The organism is Fictibacillus sp. B-59209 (assembly GCF_036216745.1).
GTDB lineage: Bacteria > Bacillota > Bacilli > Bacillales > Fictibacillaceae > Fictibacillus_C > Fictibacillus_C marinisediminis.
In genome coordinates, this window is sequence record NZ_JARMMC010000014.1 from 125,445 (window position 1) to 141,280 (window position 15,836).

Here is a 15,836-nt window from a genome sequence, read left to right on the forward strand (position 1 = left end):
TGGTAAACGGGGTGGGTCCTGTGGGTAAATTTATGCTGAAGTGTTTTCTGATCACGGCTGTTTTGTTTTTCGGTGTCCTGCTTGGAATGCAGAGGGCCTCAGTAGGGATGAATCATTTAAAAGGCAATACGGACACAGGTAAAGCTTTAGCGATAAAGGAAAGCAAAGGACATACTGATGCTGAAGTACTGGGGGCTGCAATAGATGCTAAAGATTTAACGGCGAAACAGAAACAATTAGAAGAGTCTAAAGCCTTCAACTTCTTTTCTTCGCTGGGTGAGAAAGTGTCTGTTCTCATTTCATCTCTTTTTCGAGCGGTCATCGGTCTTATCTCCGCAATACTTTCACAGATATTTGGATCATTAAGCTGACAGTTATTTTCATTTAAGAAAAATAACTGTTTTTTCATGTTTGTTATCCAGTGGAACATTTCAAGGCGTCTCCACTTTTCATTTGGTTCAGCATTGAACAACGGTCTTTGTATTGCTATAATCTAAAATAGTGTACTTTGCGCAAAATGTAGGAGTGAAATGAATGAATCGAGAACAAAAACTGGACAGGCAATCAAGGATTCGCAATTTTTCCATCATTGCTCATATTGACCATGGAAAATCAACGCTCGCTGACCGGATCCTTGAGAAAACCAGCGCCTTGACTCAAAGAGAAATGAAAGAACAGCTTCTGGACTCCATGGACCTTGAACGTGAACGGGGGATAACCATAAAGCTGAATGCTGTTCAGTTAAACTACAAAGCTAAAGATGGAGAAGTGTATACATTTCACCTGATTGATACTCCAGGACATGTTGACTTCACGTATGAAGTATCAAGAAGCCTTGCAGCCTGTGAAGGGGCGCTTCTGATTGTTGACGCTGCCCAGGGAATCGAAGCCCAAACCCTTGCTAATGTTTATCTTGCACTAGAGAATGATCTGGAAATCCTTCCTGTCATTAATAAGATCGACCTTCCGAGTGCTGAACCGGAGAGAGTGAGGCAGGAGGTTGAAGATATCATCGGGCTTGATGCATCCGAAGCTGTTTTAGCTTCAGCGAAAGCTGGAATCGGGATTGAAGAAATACTGGAACAGATTGTCGAAAAGGTGCCAGCGCCATCTGGAGATCCGGACGGCCCGCTTCAAGCTCTTATTTTCGACTCGCTTTATGATCCATACCGGGGAGTAGTAACGTATATCCGTGTAACCGAAGGCACGGTTAAAATCGGCGATAAAATCAAAATGATGGCGACAGAGAAAGAATTTGAGGTGGTGGAACTCGGTGTGTTCACGCCAAAAGCTGTCAACAAGGATTTCTTAACAGTCGGTGACGTAGGCTACTTGACTGCTGCCATTAAAAATGTAGGCGATACTCAAGTCGGGGATACCATTACGAGTGCTGTCAAACCAGCCAGCGAACCGCTGCCTGGGTACCGAAAAATGAACCCGATGGTATATTGCGGATTATATCCAGTTGATAACGCAAAATATAATGATTTGCGCGAAGCATTGGAACGGCTTGTTTTAAATGATTCTGCACTTCAATATGAACCTGAGACCTCTCAAGCACTCGGGTTCGGCTATCGCTGCGGATTCTTGGGGCTGCTTCACATGGAGATTATTCAGGAGAGGATCGAACGTGAATTTAACATTGACCTCATTGCAACAGCACCAAGTGTAATTTACAATGTTTTGTTAACTGACGGTGAAGAGATGATCGTTGATAACCCGGCCAACATGCCGGAAGCACAGCTCCTGCAAAAGGTAGAAGAACCTTATGTAAAAGCGACGATTATGACACCGAATGATTATGTAGGGACCATCATGGAAATCTGCCAGAAAAAACGCGGGATTTTCCAGACGATGGATTACCTGGAAAATAACCGGGTAAACGTGCTTTACGAAATCCCTCTCTCTGAAATTGTCTATGATTTCTTTGACCAGCTGAAATCGAGCACGAAAGGCTATGCTTCACTTGACTATGAGTTGATCGGCTACAAGCCTTCCAAGCTGGTTAAGATGGATATATTGCTAAACGGAGAAAAAATCGATGCTCTTTCTGTCATCGTTCATAAAGATTTTGCTTATGAACGCGGAAAAGTAGTCGTTGAAAAGCTTAAAGAACTGATTCCTCGCCAGCAGTTTGAGGTACCTATTCAAGCCTCAATCGGACAAAAGATCATTGCAAGGTCCAATATTAAAGCACTTCGTAAAAACGTTCTTGCCAAGTGTTACGGCGGAGATATTTCCCGTAAAAGAAAATTGCTTGAAAAGCAAAAAGAAGGTAAGAAGCGCATGAAAACCATTGGACGAGTCGAGGTGCCGCAGGAAGCCTTCATGGCGGTACTGCGAATGGACAACGATTAATTCCACAACGAAATAAAATAAGCAACAGGACGAGACCGCATATTTTTGCGGTCTTTCACAAATTTTAGACAAGAAAGCAGGGATCATATGCCAGAAGCGGCTTATTTTCATATCCCGTTCTGTGTGAACATTTGCCATTATTGCGATTTTAACAAGGTGTTCTTAAAAGGACAGCCCGTTAACGAATATTTAACGTATATGGAAAAAGAAATGATCAACACAGTTAGACAGACCCCATATTCCAGGATGAAAACCATCTTTGTCGGCGGAGGTACGCCCACTGCACTCGATTATGAACAATTTGAAACGTTTCTTAAGATGGTGAACCGACACTTTTCTTTTGACGAACTCGATGAATTCACCGTAGAAGCTAATCCGGAACAAACCGATCGAAAGAAACTGGAGATCATGGAGGCCTATGGAGTGAACAGGCTGAGCATTGGTGTGCAGGCCTTTCAGGAACAGCTTTTAAAAGAACTTGGACGGACACATGTGAAAGAGGACGTTACTCGAACAATCTCAGAAGCAAAAGCTGTTGGCATCGAGAATATTTCTCTGGATATTATGTTCGGACTGCCCCATCAAACCGTTGATATGCTAAAAGAAACGCTCGAAATTGCATTTTCATTAAACGTCCCCCATTTCTCGGCCTACTCCCTTCAGCTTGAAAAAAAGACGGTGTTTTACAATCGTGCGGTAAAAGGGGACTTGCTGCTGCCGGAGCAGGAGGAAGAAGCCCAAATGTATGAAGTCCTTATGGAACAGATGGAGAAGCACGGTTATGTCCAGTATGAAATTTCAAACTTTGCGAGACCCGGTTATGAAAGCAAGCATAATCTGCAATACTGGGATAATAACGAATACTATGGCATAGGAGCCGGTGCCCATAGCTATGTAAATGGCAAACGAATGGCCAATGCAGGGCCATTGAAGAAATATATGTCGTTGATCGATGAGACAGGCTTTCCTTATGTTCATTCTGAAACGCTGGCTCCATCAGCTAAAATGGAGGAAGAACTTTTTATGGGATTGAGAAAAATGGATGGTGTATCTGATACCCGATTTAAACAAAGATACGGAAAGTCCATGTATGAAGTATTTGGCCCGCAGATCGAACAGCTGCTGGCAAAGGGGTGGCTTAAAAAGTCCGGTGACAGGGTATCACTGACGAAGGATGGAACGTTTTTAGGGAATGAAGTGTTTCAGGAATTTATCGGTGTGGTTTAATCGTTGACAATCTTCAGTTGCTTTTGGTAATTTAATATTAGATTTAGCACTCGCTCTTTCGGAGTGCTAACAGCCTCGGAGGTGAAAGGATGTTATCTGAAAGACAGCTTTTTATACTTCAAGTGCTGATTGATGATTACATCCAGCATGTTGAACCTGTAGGATCAAGGACCATTTCCAAAAGAGAAGATGTCCATTTCAGCCCGGCGACCATCCGGAATGAGCTGGCGGACTTGGAGGATTTGGGATTCCTTGAAAAGACTCACACTTCATCAGGCAGGATTCCGTCCGAGAAAGGGTATCGCTTTTACGTCGATCACCTTTTGAGCCCCACGGTTCTTTCGACAGCGGATATTTTTAATATACAGGCGCTATTCAACGAGAAATTGGAAGAAACCGAACGTATTTTTGAACAATCTGCTAAAATTCTTTCTGAACTTACCAACTACACATCAATCATCCTTGGACCGGAAGCGATTGAAACGACATTAAAACACATTCAGTTGATTCCTTTAGGATCCCAGCAGGCCGTTGCTATATTTGTGACGAGTACGGGACATGTTGAAAACAGGCATGTGATCCTGCCCGAAGGAATTGCGCCCGAAGAGATTGAGAAGCTGCTCAATATCTTAAATGAGAAGCTGGCAGGGGTGCCTCTCGCTGAACTTCACAAAAAAATCCAGGATGAACTCAACGTTGTTTTCAGAAAGCATCTGATGAATCATCGGCAGGCTTCCCTGTTTATTGATGATATCTTTAAATGGAGCAACAAAGATAAGATATTTTTTGGCGGTAAAACCAAAATGCTGTATCAGCCTGAATTCAGGGATGTAGAAAAAGTTCGTATTCTTTTGGACGCCCTGGAGGAAAAGGCGGTCATTGAACAGCTGCTTACAGCGAATAATGATGGCATAACCGTAACGATCGGACAGGAAAATCAGGTAGAAGCTGTCAGAAACTGCAGCCTGATCAAAGCTTCCTATTCGTTTCACGGCAAGCATATCGGCACGATTTCCTTGATCGGGCCTACCCGAATGGAATATAAACGCGTAATCGGTCTGCTTGACACGATCAGCAAAGAGTTTACGAACTTATTTAACGCTAGGTTCTAACAATAACAATAAACTCCGATTATTTTAGGGAGGTGACAACATGGAAGACAAACAAAAGGAAACTGCTGAATTTGAACAAACGGAAAACGCTGAAACGTATGTGGAAGCTGATCAAACAGCCGGCTCTGAGCCTTTGGAAAATGAAGGGGAAACGGCTGAGACAACTGAAGAGAAGCAACGAATTTCAGAGCTTGAAACCAATCTTGCTGACACTGAAAACCGATTGCTCCGCGTACAGGCTGACTTTGAAAACTTTAAGCGGCGTACACGTGAAGACAACGCCGCTCAGTTAAAATATAAATCACAGAGCCTTTTGACACAGCTGCTGCCTGCTCTTGATAATTTCGAAAGAGCATTGGATGTGAAGGTTGAGGATGCTCAAGCTGCTTCTGTCCTTCAAGGGGTGGAGATGGTATACCGCCAGCTGCTTGAGGCCATGAAGAGTGAAGGCTTGGAAGTGATCGACTCCGAAGGCTCAGCGTTTGATCCAAAACTGCATCAGGCAGTTATGCAAGTCCAGGATGAAAAATACGGATCCAATGTCGTTGTTGAAACCCTGCAAAAGGGCTACAGACTTAAGGATCGTGTCATTCGTCCAGCAATGGTTAAAGTAAATCAGTAATATTAAGTTCTTAATATTACATATAAAAGTGGAGGGTATGTAACATGAGCAAAATTATTGGAATTGACTTAGGTACAACAAACTCTTGTGTTGCCGTTATGGAAGGCGGAGAAGCAACAGTTATCCCTAATCCTGAAGGAAACCGTACAACTCCTTCAGTTGTCGCCTTTAAAGATGGCGAACGTTCAGTAGGGGAAGTTGCAAAGCGTCAGGCTGTCACGAACCCAAATACAATCATCTCCATCAAACGCCATATGGGAACAAACCATAAAGTGGATGCAGAAGGAAAAGAGTATACTCCTCAAGAAATCTCTGCAATCATTCTTCAAAAATTGAAAAATGATGCTGAGAGCTACCTTGGAGAAAAAGTAGAGCGCGCCGTTATCACGGTTCCAGCATACTTCAACGATGCACAACGCCAGGCAACAAAAGATGCCGGCCAGATTGCAGGCCTTCAAGTTGAACGTATCATTAACGAACCTACAGCAGCTGCACTAGCTTATGGTTTAGAAGAAGACAACGATCAAAAAATTCTAGTATTTGACCTTGGCGGCGGTACATTTGATGTATCCATCCTTGAAATCGGCGACGGAAACTTCGATGTAATTGCTACATCTGGTGACAATGAACTGGGCGGAGACGACTTTGACCAAGTCATTATCGACTATCTTGTTGATCAGTTCAAAAAAGAGAACGGCATCGATCTATCTCAAGACAAAATGGCGCTTCAACGTTTAAAAGATTCTGCTGAAAAAGCGAAAAAGGAATTATCAGGGGTTACACAAACTCAAATTTCTCTTCCGTTCATCACAGCAGATGCTACAGGACCTAAACACTTAGAGGTTTCCATGAGCCGTGCGAAATTTGAAGAGCTTTCATCTGACCTTGTTGAACGCACGATGGGGCCAACTCGTCAGGCGCTTAATGATGCAGGATTCTCTCCAAACGATATCGACAAAGTCATCTTAGTTGGTGGTTCTACACGTATTCCTGCTGTACAAGAAGCGATCAAGAAGTTTACTGGTAAAGATCCGTTTAAAGGGGTTAACCCTGATGAAGTAGTTGCACTTGGTGCAGCGATTCAAGGCGGTGTTATCACAGGAGACGTTAAAGATGTTGTTCTTGTTGACGTAACTCCACTTTCTCTAGGAATTGAAACACTTGGCGGCGTATTTACGAAGCTTATTGACCGAAATACGGCTATCCCTACAACGAAGTCTCAAGTGTTCTCAACAGCAGCAGACAATCAGCCATCTGTAGACATTCACGTACTGCAAGGTGAGCGTGAAATGGCTGCTCACAATAAAACATTGGGCCGCTTCCAGCTTACGGATATTCCTCCAGCACCGCGCGGAGTTCCGCAAATCGAAGTATCATTTGATATCGATTCAAACGGAATCGTAAATGTTCGTGCCAAAGACCTTGGAACGAACAAAGAACAATCCATTACGATTAAATCTTCTTCTGGCCTTTCAGATGATGAAATCGAAAAAATGGTAAAAGATGCGGAAGAAAACGCTGAAGCAGATAAAAAGAAACGTGAAGAAATTGATCTTCGAAACGAAGCTGATCAGCTGATCTTTGCTACTGACAAGACATTGAAGGATCTTGAAGGAAAAGTGGAAGAAGCTGAAGTAACAAAAGCAAATGACGCGAAAGATGAGCTTAAAAAAGCGCTTGAAGGCCAAGATATCGAAGCAATTAAAACAGCGAAAGACGCTTTGAACGAGATCGTTCAGCAGCTTTCTGTCAAGCTTTATGAGCAGGCTGCACAAGCACAGCAAGCTCAAGGCCAAGAACAAGGCGAGAAAAAAACCGATGACAACGTAGTCGATGCTGAATACGAAGAAATGAACGACGACGAAAAGAAATAATAACTGATTTTCAGTGAGGAAAAAGTCAAAGTCAGGCGAGCATCTTGGCTTTGACTTTTTTTCCGTTTTAAGATGTAATGTCTAGCTCCAGCGCCTAGTACGAAAATGAATTGCAATTTTCGTCATAGGTCCTCGGGGACGAATTAAACAATTGGTCGCTTCACTCTTACCCCTCAACACAAAAAGCGTGTTGCTGTGTAAGAATTCCAGCGCTTGTCGGACCTAGCAGGGCGCTTGCGCTTTTCTAAATAACCCTTCACATATTTAAAGATCTTTCTTGAAAAAAGAAAAGGAACAATGGTAAGATAATTTTTATGTGAAGATTCGGGAGTGGGATTTCTATGAGTAAACGAGATTACTATGAAGTGCTAGGACTGGATAAAAACGCATCCAGCGATGAAATAAAAAAAGCTTACCGGAAAATGACGAAGCAATACCATCCGGATGTTAACAAGGAAGCGGATGCAGCTGAAAAGTTTAAAGAAGTCCGTGAAGCGTACGATACATTAAAGGATCCACAAAAAAAAGCGCAGTATGACCAATTCGGGCATACCGATCCAAACCAGGGTTTCGGCGGTTTTGGAGGAGCAGGAGCCGACTTCGGCGGTTTTGGAGACATATTTGATATGTTCTTTGGCGGCGGCGGTGGTGGAAGAAGAAATCCAAATGCTCCTCGCCAGGGATCCGATCTGCAGTATAATATGAACTTGAAATTTGAAGAAGCTGTTTTCGGAAAAGAAACCGAAATTGAAATTCCTAAAGAAGAAACGTGCGGAACATGCCACGGTTCAGGTGCTAAACCGGGTACCCATCCGGAAAATTGTACCCATTGTAAAGGAACGGGCCAGCTGAATGTTGAACAAAACACACCGTTTGGCAGGATTGTCAATAAACGTGTGTGCCAATATTGCAGCGGAACAGGCAAGCTTATAAAAGAAAAATGCGGAACATGCCACGGAAAAGGGAAGGTAACGACTACAAAGAAAGTCAAAGTTAAGATTCCTGCGGGAGTGGACAATGGACAGCAGATCCGTCTTTCAGGGCATGGAGAACCAGGAGTGAACGGCGGTCCAGCCGGCGACCTTTATGTTGTCTTCAGGGTGCTTCCTCACGAGTTCTTTGAGAGAGACGGAGACGACATTTTCTGTGAAATGCCGATTACCTATGCTCAGGCCGCATTAGGTGACGAAATTGAAGTCCCTACCCTGCATGGCCGGATCAAGCTTAAGATTCCAGCAGGAACGCAGACCGGAACTCATTTCCGCCTAAGAGGCAAAGGAGTTCAAAACGTAAGGGGAAGAGGCCAGGGTGATCAGCATATCCAGGTAAAAGTTTTGACTCCTACGAAATTATCTGAGAAACAGAAACAGCTGCTCCGTGATTTTGCTGAAATCGGCGGCGATGTGCCTGATGAACATGAAGAATCATTTTTTGATAAAGTGAAAAGAGCCTTTAAAGGCGAGTAAAGGATCATAGGAATGGAGTTGATAGAATTGAAATGGTCAGAAATTAGCATTCACACTACCCAGGAAGCGGTTGAACCAATCTCAAACATTCTACACGAAGCAGGTGCAAGCGGAGTCGTCATTGAGGACCCGGAAGATTTAGTTAAAGAGAGATCATCCGTTTATGGGGAAATCTATCAACTCGATCCTAATGATTATCCTGATGAGGGAGTTATTGTTAAGGCCTATCTGCCTGTGACCAGCTTTCTCGGGGAAACGGTTGATGAGATTAAAGAAGCTATCAATAATCTCATGACCTACGATATTGACCTTGGACATAATAAGGTTACGATCAGTGAAGTAAATGAAGAAGAATGGGCAACGGCTTGGAAGAAATATTACAAGCCCGTTAAGATCTCTGAAAAAATAACCATTACGCCGACATGGGAAGACTATAAGCCGGTTAGCTCTGATGAAGTCATCATCGAACTAGATCCGGGGATGGCATTTGGTACCGGGACCCACCCAACGACTGTCATGTGTCTGCAGGCGATCGAGAAATACCTGCAAAAAGATGATGAAGTCATTGATGTTGGAACAGGATCCGGGGTTTTAAGTATCGCTGCGGCCCACTTGGGAGCAAAGCATGTTCAGGCATATGATCTGGATGATGTAGCAGTTGCGAGTGCCAGGCTTAATGTAAAATTAAATAAAGTAGCCGATTCTGTTACTGTAAAACAAAATAATCTGTTGAACGGAATTGAAGGTCCTATTGATTTAATTGCAGGAAATCTGCTCGCGGAAATTATTTTGCGATTTGTCCCAGATGCGGCAAGGGTACTTAAAAAAGGCGGTTTATTTATTACATCAGGCATCATTCAAGGGAAAAAGAATGATGTGAAGGAAGAATTGAAACGCAGCGGTTTTTCAATTGTTGAAATTTTAGAGATGGAAGACTGGGTAGCCATCATTGCACGAAATGATGGACCATTTGCGAAAGAGGTTTAACCCATGCAGAGATACTTTGTCTCATCTGCAGAGATGAATGATTCTTCCGTGACCATTATCGGAGACGACGCTAACCATATTGTTAAGGTGATGAGAATGGAAATCGGCGACCATGTCATCTGTTCTGATAATCAAGGCAGAGTGGCGCTTTGCGAAATAACGGAAATCGATCGTGATACCGTACAGACCAGCATTATAGAGTCTATTCAGGAGAGTAAAGAGAGTCCAATACGGGTTACCATTGCCCAGGGAATTCCAAAAGGGGACAAACTTGAAACCATCGTCCAAAAAGGCACAGAACTGGGTGCTATGGCCTTTTTGCCTTTTTCTTCTTCGAGGTGTATTGTTAAATGGGATGAAAAGAAAGGGCAGAAAAAAACACAGCGGCTGGAGAAGATAGCAAAAGAAGCTGCAGAGCAATCGCATCGAAGCCGTATACCCGACATTTTATCTCCTGTTTCTTTTAAGTCTTTATTAAAACAAGCCGCGGAATTTGACTATAAGATCGTTGCCTATGAAGAAGAGGCTAAAATAGGGGAGACCAAGCGTCTTTCTGAGCTTTTTAACCAAATGGCTCCAGGTGCTTCCATCCTGTGTGCCATCGGTCCAGAGGGCGGTTTGAGCGAGCAGGAAGTTGATGAGTTAAAAGAAGCCGGCTTTATCCCATGCGGGCTGGGACCAAGGATACTCCGTACGGAAACGGCAAGCTCTTATATACTTTCCGCAATATCTTACCATTTTGAATTAATGAGGTGATTGAAATGCCATCAGTGGCTTTTCATACATTAGGCTGTAAAGTAAACCATTATGAAACAGAAGCAATCTGGCAGCTGTTTCAAGGTGATGGCTACGAACGCAAGGAGTTCGAGCAGGCAGCTGACGTTTATGTAATCAATACATGTACTGTTACGAATACAGGCGATAAAAAAAGCAGGCAGGTCATCCGCCGTGCGATCCGAAAAAATCCCGACGCTGTGATCTGTGTTACAGGGTGCTATGCCCAGACTTCGCCTGCCGAAATTATGGCGATTCCTGGAGTGGATATTGTTGTAGGAACACAGGATCGATCTAAAATGCTTCTTTATATTGCTCAATATAAAGAAGAACGTCTTCCGATAAACGGGGTCAGCAACATTATGAAAGCACGCGTCTATGAGGAGCTTGATGTTCCGTCCTTTACTGACCGTACTCGTGCGTCACTCAAGATTCAGGAAGGATGCAACAATTTCTGTACGTTCTGCATTATCCCATGGGCTCGTGGCCTTCTGCGTTCCCGGGATTCAAAGGAAGTCGTCCATCAGGCGCAGCAGCTTGTTGATGCAGGATATAAAGAAATCGTCCTGACAGGCATTCATACTGCCGGCTATGGAGAAGATTTAAAGGACTACAATTTTGCCATGCTTCTTTCTGAATTGGATGAAAAAGTGGATGGATTAAAGCGTCTTCGAATATCATCCATTGAAGCTAGCCAAATTACTGATGAGGTTATTGAAGTAATGGATCGTTCCGATAAGATCGTTCCTCACCTTCATATTCCACTGCAGTCAGGCTCTAATACTGTGCTGCAAAGAATGCGAAGAAAATATACGATGGAGCTGTTTGCAGATCGGATCACGCAGCTTAAAAAAGCTTTGCCTGGCCTGGCTATCACATCAGATGTTATTGTAGGGTTTCCAGGCGAAACAGAAGAAGAATTTATGGAAACGTACAATTTCATCCGTGATCATAAATTTTCAGAACTTCATGTCTTTCCATATTCAAAACGGACAGGCACTCCGGCGGCAAGAATGGATGATCAGATTCCTGAAGATATTAAGAACGAACGCGTCCATCGGTTGATTGAACTTTCTGACCAGCTGGCAAAAGAGTATGCATCCGACTACGAAGGGGAAGTGGTAGAAGTAATCCCTGAAGAAGCGTACAAGGAAGAAGCCGGTACAGGCCTATATGTAGGGTATACACCTAACTATTTGAAGGTTAGATTCCCTGCGAATGAAGAAATGATCGGAAAACAGGTGCTGGTAAAAATCGAAAAAGCAGGCTATCCATATAGTGATGGACAATTTGTTAAAGTGATAGAGGACCAGTCATCAAAACAGATCGTTAACCTATAAAATTCACAATCGTATAGTCCGGGAAACCGGGCTTTCTTTTGCTTAATCACAACTATCTCGAATTTGTAGAGAAGTTTTGGTAAAATATATAAGAATGTACTAATGGCTGAAGGGATGATAGAAGATGTCTGCTATGGATCTTGCAAAATTAATTGACCACACAGCATTAAAACCTGAAACAACAAAGGAAGATATTCTGAAACTTTGTTCAGAAGCAAAAGAATATAATTTCTTCTCTGTCTGTGTTAATCCAACCTGGGTGTACACAGCCTTTGAACAGCTTAAAGGATCAGATGTAGCTGTCTGTACAGTGATCGGCTTTCCACTTGGAGCGAGCACGCCGGAAGTAAAGGCGTTTGAAACGAGAAATGCCATTGAAAATGGTGCGACCGAAGTGGACATGGTCATCAATATTGGAGCTTTAAAAGGGCAGGATTATGATCTTGTAGAGCGGGATGTACGGGCTGTGGTTGAAGCAGCGAAAGGAAAGGCCTTAACTAAGGCAATTATCGAAACATCGCTCCTTACGGATGAAGAAAAAGTTAAAGCGTGTGAAATTGCTGTTAAAGCAGGAATTAATTTTGTGAAGACTTCGACTGGTTTTTCTTCTGCAGGGGCTACAGCTGAAGATATTCAATTAATGCGCAAAACAGTCGGTCCTAATATCGGTGTAAAGGCTTCAGGCGGTGTACGCGACAGAGAGACCACACTGGCTATGGTTGAAGCAGGTGCATCAAGAATTGGTGCAAGTGCTGGGATTGCCATTGTAAAAGGCGAAGATTCCAATTCTGATTATTAAAACTAAGCGGTTTCTTATTGACCATTACCGATTGGTATATTATAATGGCAAAAGATATGTGACGCATTCCTGACATGGTTTTCATGCCGGAATGGTCTGGAGGGAGGGAAAGAAAATGGCAGAAACTCGTGTTCGCAAGAACGAATCCATTGATGATGCTCTTCGTCGTTTTAAAAGATCCGTTTCCAAAGATGGAACTTTGGCAGAAGTTAAAAAGCGCAAGCATTATGAAAAGCCAAGCGTGAAACGTAAGAAGAAGGCTGAGGCAGCAAGAAAGCGCAAGTTCTAAGAGAGGTGTAAGTTATGAGTCTTCTTGATCGATTAAACCAGGATATGAAACAAGCGATGAAGGACAAAAACAAGCAAAAGCTTTCTGTGATTCGTATGTTGAAGGCATCTCTTCAAAACGAGTCAATCAAGCTCGGGCACGACCTGAATGAAGAAGAAGAGCTCACTGTTCTTGCACGTGAAATGAAACAAAGAAAAGACTCCCTCCAAGAATTTGAAAAAGCCGGCCGTAATGACTTGGCGGATGCGTTGAAAGACGAAATTGTCATCATTACGGATTACATGCCGGAACAGTTAAGTGAAGAAGAAGTTAAAGACATCGTCCTGGCAGCAATTGAACAAGTTGGAGCTGTATCTAAAGCAGATATGGGGAAAGTGATGGGAGCGGTAATGCCAAAAGTTAAAGGCAAAGCCGATGGTGCTCTTGTCAATCGCCTTGTCCAACAAAATTTATCTTAAACTCGAACAGACGTCTGAAAGGTTTCTAACCTTGAGGGCGTCTTTTTGCATGCGTTAAAAGCTGGAGAAGTTCTGGTCCTACAAGAGTACATCCTGTAAAATAAATATGAGTTCTTTCCAATATTTGAAACTTTTTCACTCGTCGAGCGTAATCATTAAAGAGGGAACAAAAGGGGGGGCTAATAGTGAAAAAAGTCCGATTCGTATTTTTTCTTGCGTTAATCATGATCCCTCTGATGGTTTCAATTCAACCTGTAAGCGGTGAGGGAAGCGGTAAAAAGGTGTACGTTATCCCTGTTCAGCAGGAAATTGAGAGAGGACTGGAAGCGTTTTTAAAACGCAGTATTAAAGACGCAGAAAGTGCAGGGGCAGACCATATCATTTTTGAAATCAATACGCCTGGGGGAAGGGTGGATTCAGCAAATAACATCGCTGAAGTGATAAGAGATACTAAGATACCTACTACAGCATACATAGTGAAGGATGCCTTTTCTGCAGGAGCATATATTGCATTGAATGCAGATGAAATTGTGATGAAACCCTCCACAACGATAGGTTCAGCAGCTGTTATAGACTCGCACGGGAATACAGCTGGAAAAAAGGCAGAATCAGCATGGATCGCAGAAATGGAAGCAGCAGCAGAGTTAAATAACCGAAATCCAAAGTACGCTCGTGCGATGGCTGATGATGATATGGAGTTAAAAGAGCTCTCCCTAAAAAAAGGAGAATTATTAACATTGACTGCTAATCAGGCGGTTAAAGTCGGCTATGCAGAAAAGATTGTAAAAGACCGTTCTGAATTGCTCTCTTATTTAAAACTGGATGATGCTTCTGTCACACAAGAAGATTTAAGTTTAGCGGAAAGGGTTGCCCGGTTTGTTACCAGTCCGGTCGTTGTTCCGATCTTGCTCTCGATTGGCTTCCTCGGAATGGTTATCGAGCTGTTCACAGCTGGTTTTGGCGTAGCTGGAATCATTGGGCTTTCTTCAATGTTTCTATACTTTTTCGGACACCTTCTTGCAGGGCTAGCGGGATGGGAATCGATTGCCTTATTTATTTTAGGAATCATTTTTCTGTTGCTTGAAGTTTTTGTTCCGGGCGGTATTGTCGGGATATTAGGGCTGACTGCGGTGATTGCCAGCCTGGTCATGGCTGCAGGGTCATTAACCACCATTGTGACCTCAATCGCCATCGCCATACTCGTGACAATCATTGGAGCATTCTTGTTCCTTAGATTCTTCGGATACAAAGGCCCGCTCCGAAAACTTGTTTTGTTCGACAGCACGAGTACCGAGAAAGGCTATGTTTCAAGCAGGCAGAGGCATGATTTAACCGGAAGGATTGCAGAGTCTATTACCCCGCTGAGGCCGTCCGGAACAGCAGAACTGGATGGAGAATACTTGGATGTTGTGACTGAAGGGTCTTTCATTCAAAAAGGAAAGCGGATTAAGATTGTAAAAGTTCAAGGTTCAAGAATTGTAGTAAGAGAAGTGAAAGATCATCATGAAGGAGGAATGTAAATGTTTACAGGACCTATTGCTACACTGGTTCTAATAGGAGTCATCGTTATCGTCCTGGCCGTTTTGTTTACCTTTGTTCCAGTTGCTCTTTGGATTTCTGCACTGGCTGCAGGTGTGCGGGTTGGCATCTTTACATTGATTGGAATGAGATTAAGAAGGGTTATCCCTTCCAGAGTTATCAATCCGCTGATCAAGGCTCAGAAAGCAAGGGCTTAACTTAACGACGAATCAGCTGGAAAGCCACTACCTGGCAGGGGGAAATGTGGACCGTGTTGTAAACGCCTTAATAGCCGCGCACAGGGCGGATATCGAACTGAGCTTTGAACGGTCGGCAGCTATTGATCTGGCTGGAAGGGATGTACTGGAAGCGGTTCAGATGAGTGTTAATCCGAAGGTCATCGAAACTCCGTTCATTGCCGGTGTAGCGCTCAATGGGATTGAAGTGAAAGCGAAGGCTAGAATTACCGTAAGAGCCAACATCGAACGGCTCGTCGGCGGTGCGGGTGAGGAAACGGTTATTGCAAGGGTCGGTGAAGGGATTGTATCCACCATTGGTTCAAGTGAAAATCATAAGAAAGTGCTGGAGAACCCTGATACGATCTCACAGACTGTTCTTTCAAAAGGTCTGGACTCAGGCACTGCATTTGAAATTTTATCCATCGATATTGCGGATATTGACATCGGCAAAAATATAGGTGCTGCACTGCAGACAGATCAGGCTCTCGCCGACAAGAATATAGCACAGGCAAAAGCTGAAGAGAGAAGAGCGATGGCGGTTGCAAACGAACAGGAAATGATTGCGAAAGTACAGGAGATGCGAGCGAAAGTAGTGGAAGCTGAAGCTGAAGTTCCGTTAGCTATGGCTGAAGCGCTTCGTTCCGGAAAGCTTGGAGTTCTTGATTATGCCAACTTAACAAATGTGATGGCTGATACTTCGATGCGGGAGTCCATCGGAAAATCTGCAGATCCGAATGGTGACGATGAACTTCCAGGAAAAAAAGGAAAATAAC

Annotated in this window: 14 protein-coding genes and 1 pseudogene; all 15 read left to right on the forward strand. The window is 43.4% G+C overall.

What is annotated here, in order from left to right:
• Nucleotides 1-32 precede the first annotated feature (32 nt).
• The 15 genes and pseudogenes from P4361_RS09675 to floA all read left to right on the forward strand — a co-directional run bounded on the left by P4361_RS09675 (nucleotide 33) and on the right by floA (nucleotide 15,835).
• Nucleotides 33-371, forward strand: coding sequence for a DUF3679 domain-containing protein (locus P4361_RS09675; RefSeq protein WP_305585006.1), 339 nt, complete (start codon nucleotides 33-35; stop codon nucleotides 369-371).
• A 163-nt stretch (nucleotides 372-534) separates the two neighbouring features.
• Nucleotides 535-2,358: a translation elongation factor 4 gene (gene lepA, locus P4361_RS09680; protein WP_062234847.1), complete on the forward strand. Its 1,824-nt coding sequence runs from the start codon at nucleotides 535-537 to the stop codon at nucleotides 2,356-2,358.
• 87 nt (nucleotides 2,359-2,445) lie between these two features.
• Nucleotides 2,446-3,585: a radical SAM family heme chaperone HemW gene (gene hemW / locus P4361_RS09685; RefSeq protein ID WP_328089219.1), complete on the forward strand. Its 1,140-nt coding sequence runs from the start codon at nucleotides 2,446-2,448 to the stop codon at nucleotides 3,583-3,585.
• Nucleotides 3,586-3,674: 89 nt separating this feature from the next.
• Complete coding sequence (gene hrcA, locus P4361_RS09690) at nucleotides 3,675-4,697, forward strand: heat-inducible transcriptional repressor HrcA (RefSeq protein ID WP_091004589.1); 1,023 nt, start codon at nucleotides 3,675-3,677, stop codon at nucleotides 4,695-4,697.
• 40 nt (nucleotides 4,698-4,737) lie between these two features.
• Nucleotides 4,738-5,319 carry a nucleotide exchange factor GrpE gene (gene grpE, locus P4361_RS09695; RefSeq protein ID WP_062234851.1) on the forward strand — a complete coding sequence of 194 codons (582 nt, stop codon included), beginning with the start codon at nucleotides 4,738-4,740 and terminating at the stop codon, nucleotides 5,317-5,319.
• A gap of 44 nt (nucleotides 5,320-5,363) precedes the next feature.
• The gene (gene dnaK, locus P4361_RS09700; RefSeq protein ID WP_256226080.1) at nucleotides 5,364-7,193 is read left to right on the forward strand and encodes a molecular chaperone DnaK; all 1,830 of its coding nucleotides are present in this window, start codon (nucleotides 5,364-5,366) and stop codon (nucleotides 7,191-7,193) included.
• Between the two features lie 341 nt (nucleotides 7,194-7,534).
• Nucleotides 7,535-8,659, forward strand: coding sequence for a molecular chaperone DnaJ (dnaJ, locus tag P4361_RS09705; RefSeq protein WP_053357826.1), 1,125 nt, complete (start codon nucleotides 7,535-7,537; stop codon nucleotides 8,657-8,659).
• 27 nt (nucleotides 8,660-8,686) lie between these two features.
• Nucleotides 8,687-9,646 (forward strand): 50S ribosomal protein L11 methyltransferase, encoded by a 960-nt coding sequence (gene prmA, locus P4361_RS09710; RefSeq protein WP_328089220.1) that lies wholly within the window; start codon nucleotides 8,687-8,689, stop codon nucleotides 9,644-9,646.
• A 3-nt stretch (nucleotides 9,647-9,649) separates the two neighbouring features.
• Nucleotides 9,650-10,402, forward strand: coding sequence for a 16S rRNA (uracil(1498)-N(3))-methyltransferase (locus tag P4361_RS09715; RefSeq protein WP_328089221.1), 753 nt, complete (start codon nucleotides 9,650-9,652; stop codon nucleotides 10,400-10,402).
• 5 nt (nucleotides 10,403-10,407) lie between these two features.
• On the forward strand, nucleotides 10,408-11,760 hold the full coding sequence (mtaB, locus tag P4361_RS09720; RefSeq protein ID WP_053357829.1) for a tRNA (N(6)-L-threonylcarbamoyladenosine(37)-C(2))-methylthiotransferase MtaB: 1,353 nt from the start codon (nucleotides 10,408-10,410) through the stop codon (nucleotides 11,758-11,760).
• 133 nt (nucleotides 11,761-11,893) lie between these two features.
• Nucleotides 11,894-12,559 carry a deoxyribose-phosphate aldolase gene (gene deoC / locus P4361_RS09725; protein WP_091005261.1) on the forward strand — a complete coding sequence of 222 codons (666 nt, stop codon included), beginning with the start codon at nucleotides 11,894-11,896 and terminating at the stop codon, nucleotides 12,557-12,559.
• A 115-nt stretch (nucleotides 12,560-12,674) separates the two neighbouring features.
• Nucleotides 12,675-12,848, forward strand: coding sequence for a 30S ribosomal protein S21 (rpsU, locus tag P4361_RS09730; protein WP_007202240.1), 174 nt, complete (start codon nucleotides 12,675-12,677; stop codon nucleotides 12,846-12,848).
• Nucleotides 12,849-12,862: 14 nt separating this feature from the next.
• Nucleotides 12,863-13,306 carry a GatB/YqeY domain-containing protein gene (locus P4361_RS09735; RefSeq protein ID WP_053357830.1) on the forward strand — a complete coding sequence of 148 codons (444 nt, stop codon included), beginning with the start codon at nucleotides 12,863-12,865 and terminating at the stop codon, nucleotides 13,304-13,306.
• 185 nt (nucleotides 13,307-13,491) lie between these two features.
• The gene (locus P4361_RS09740) at nucleotides 13,492-14,826 is read left to right on the forward strand and encodes a nodulation protein NfeD (protein ID WP_328089228.1); all 1,335 of its coding nucleotides are present in this window, start codon (nucleotides 13,492-13,494) and stop codon (nucleotides 14,824-14,826) included.
• Nucleotides 14,827-15,835 (forward strand): annotated as a pseudogene (gene floA, locus P4361_RS09745) (flotillin-like protein FloA).
• The last annotated feature ends 1 nt before the right edge of the window (nucleotide 15,836 follow it).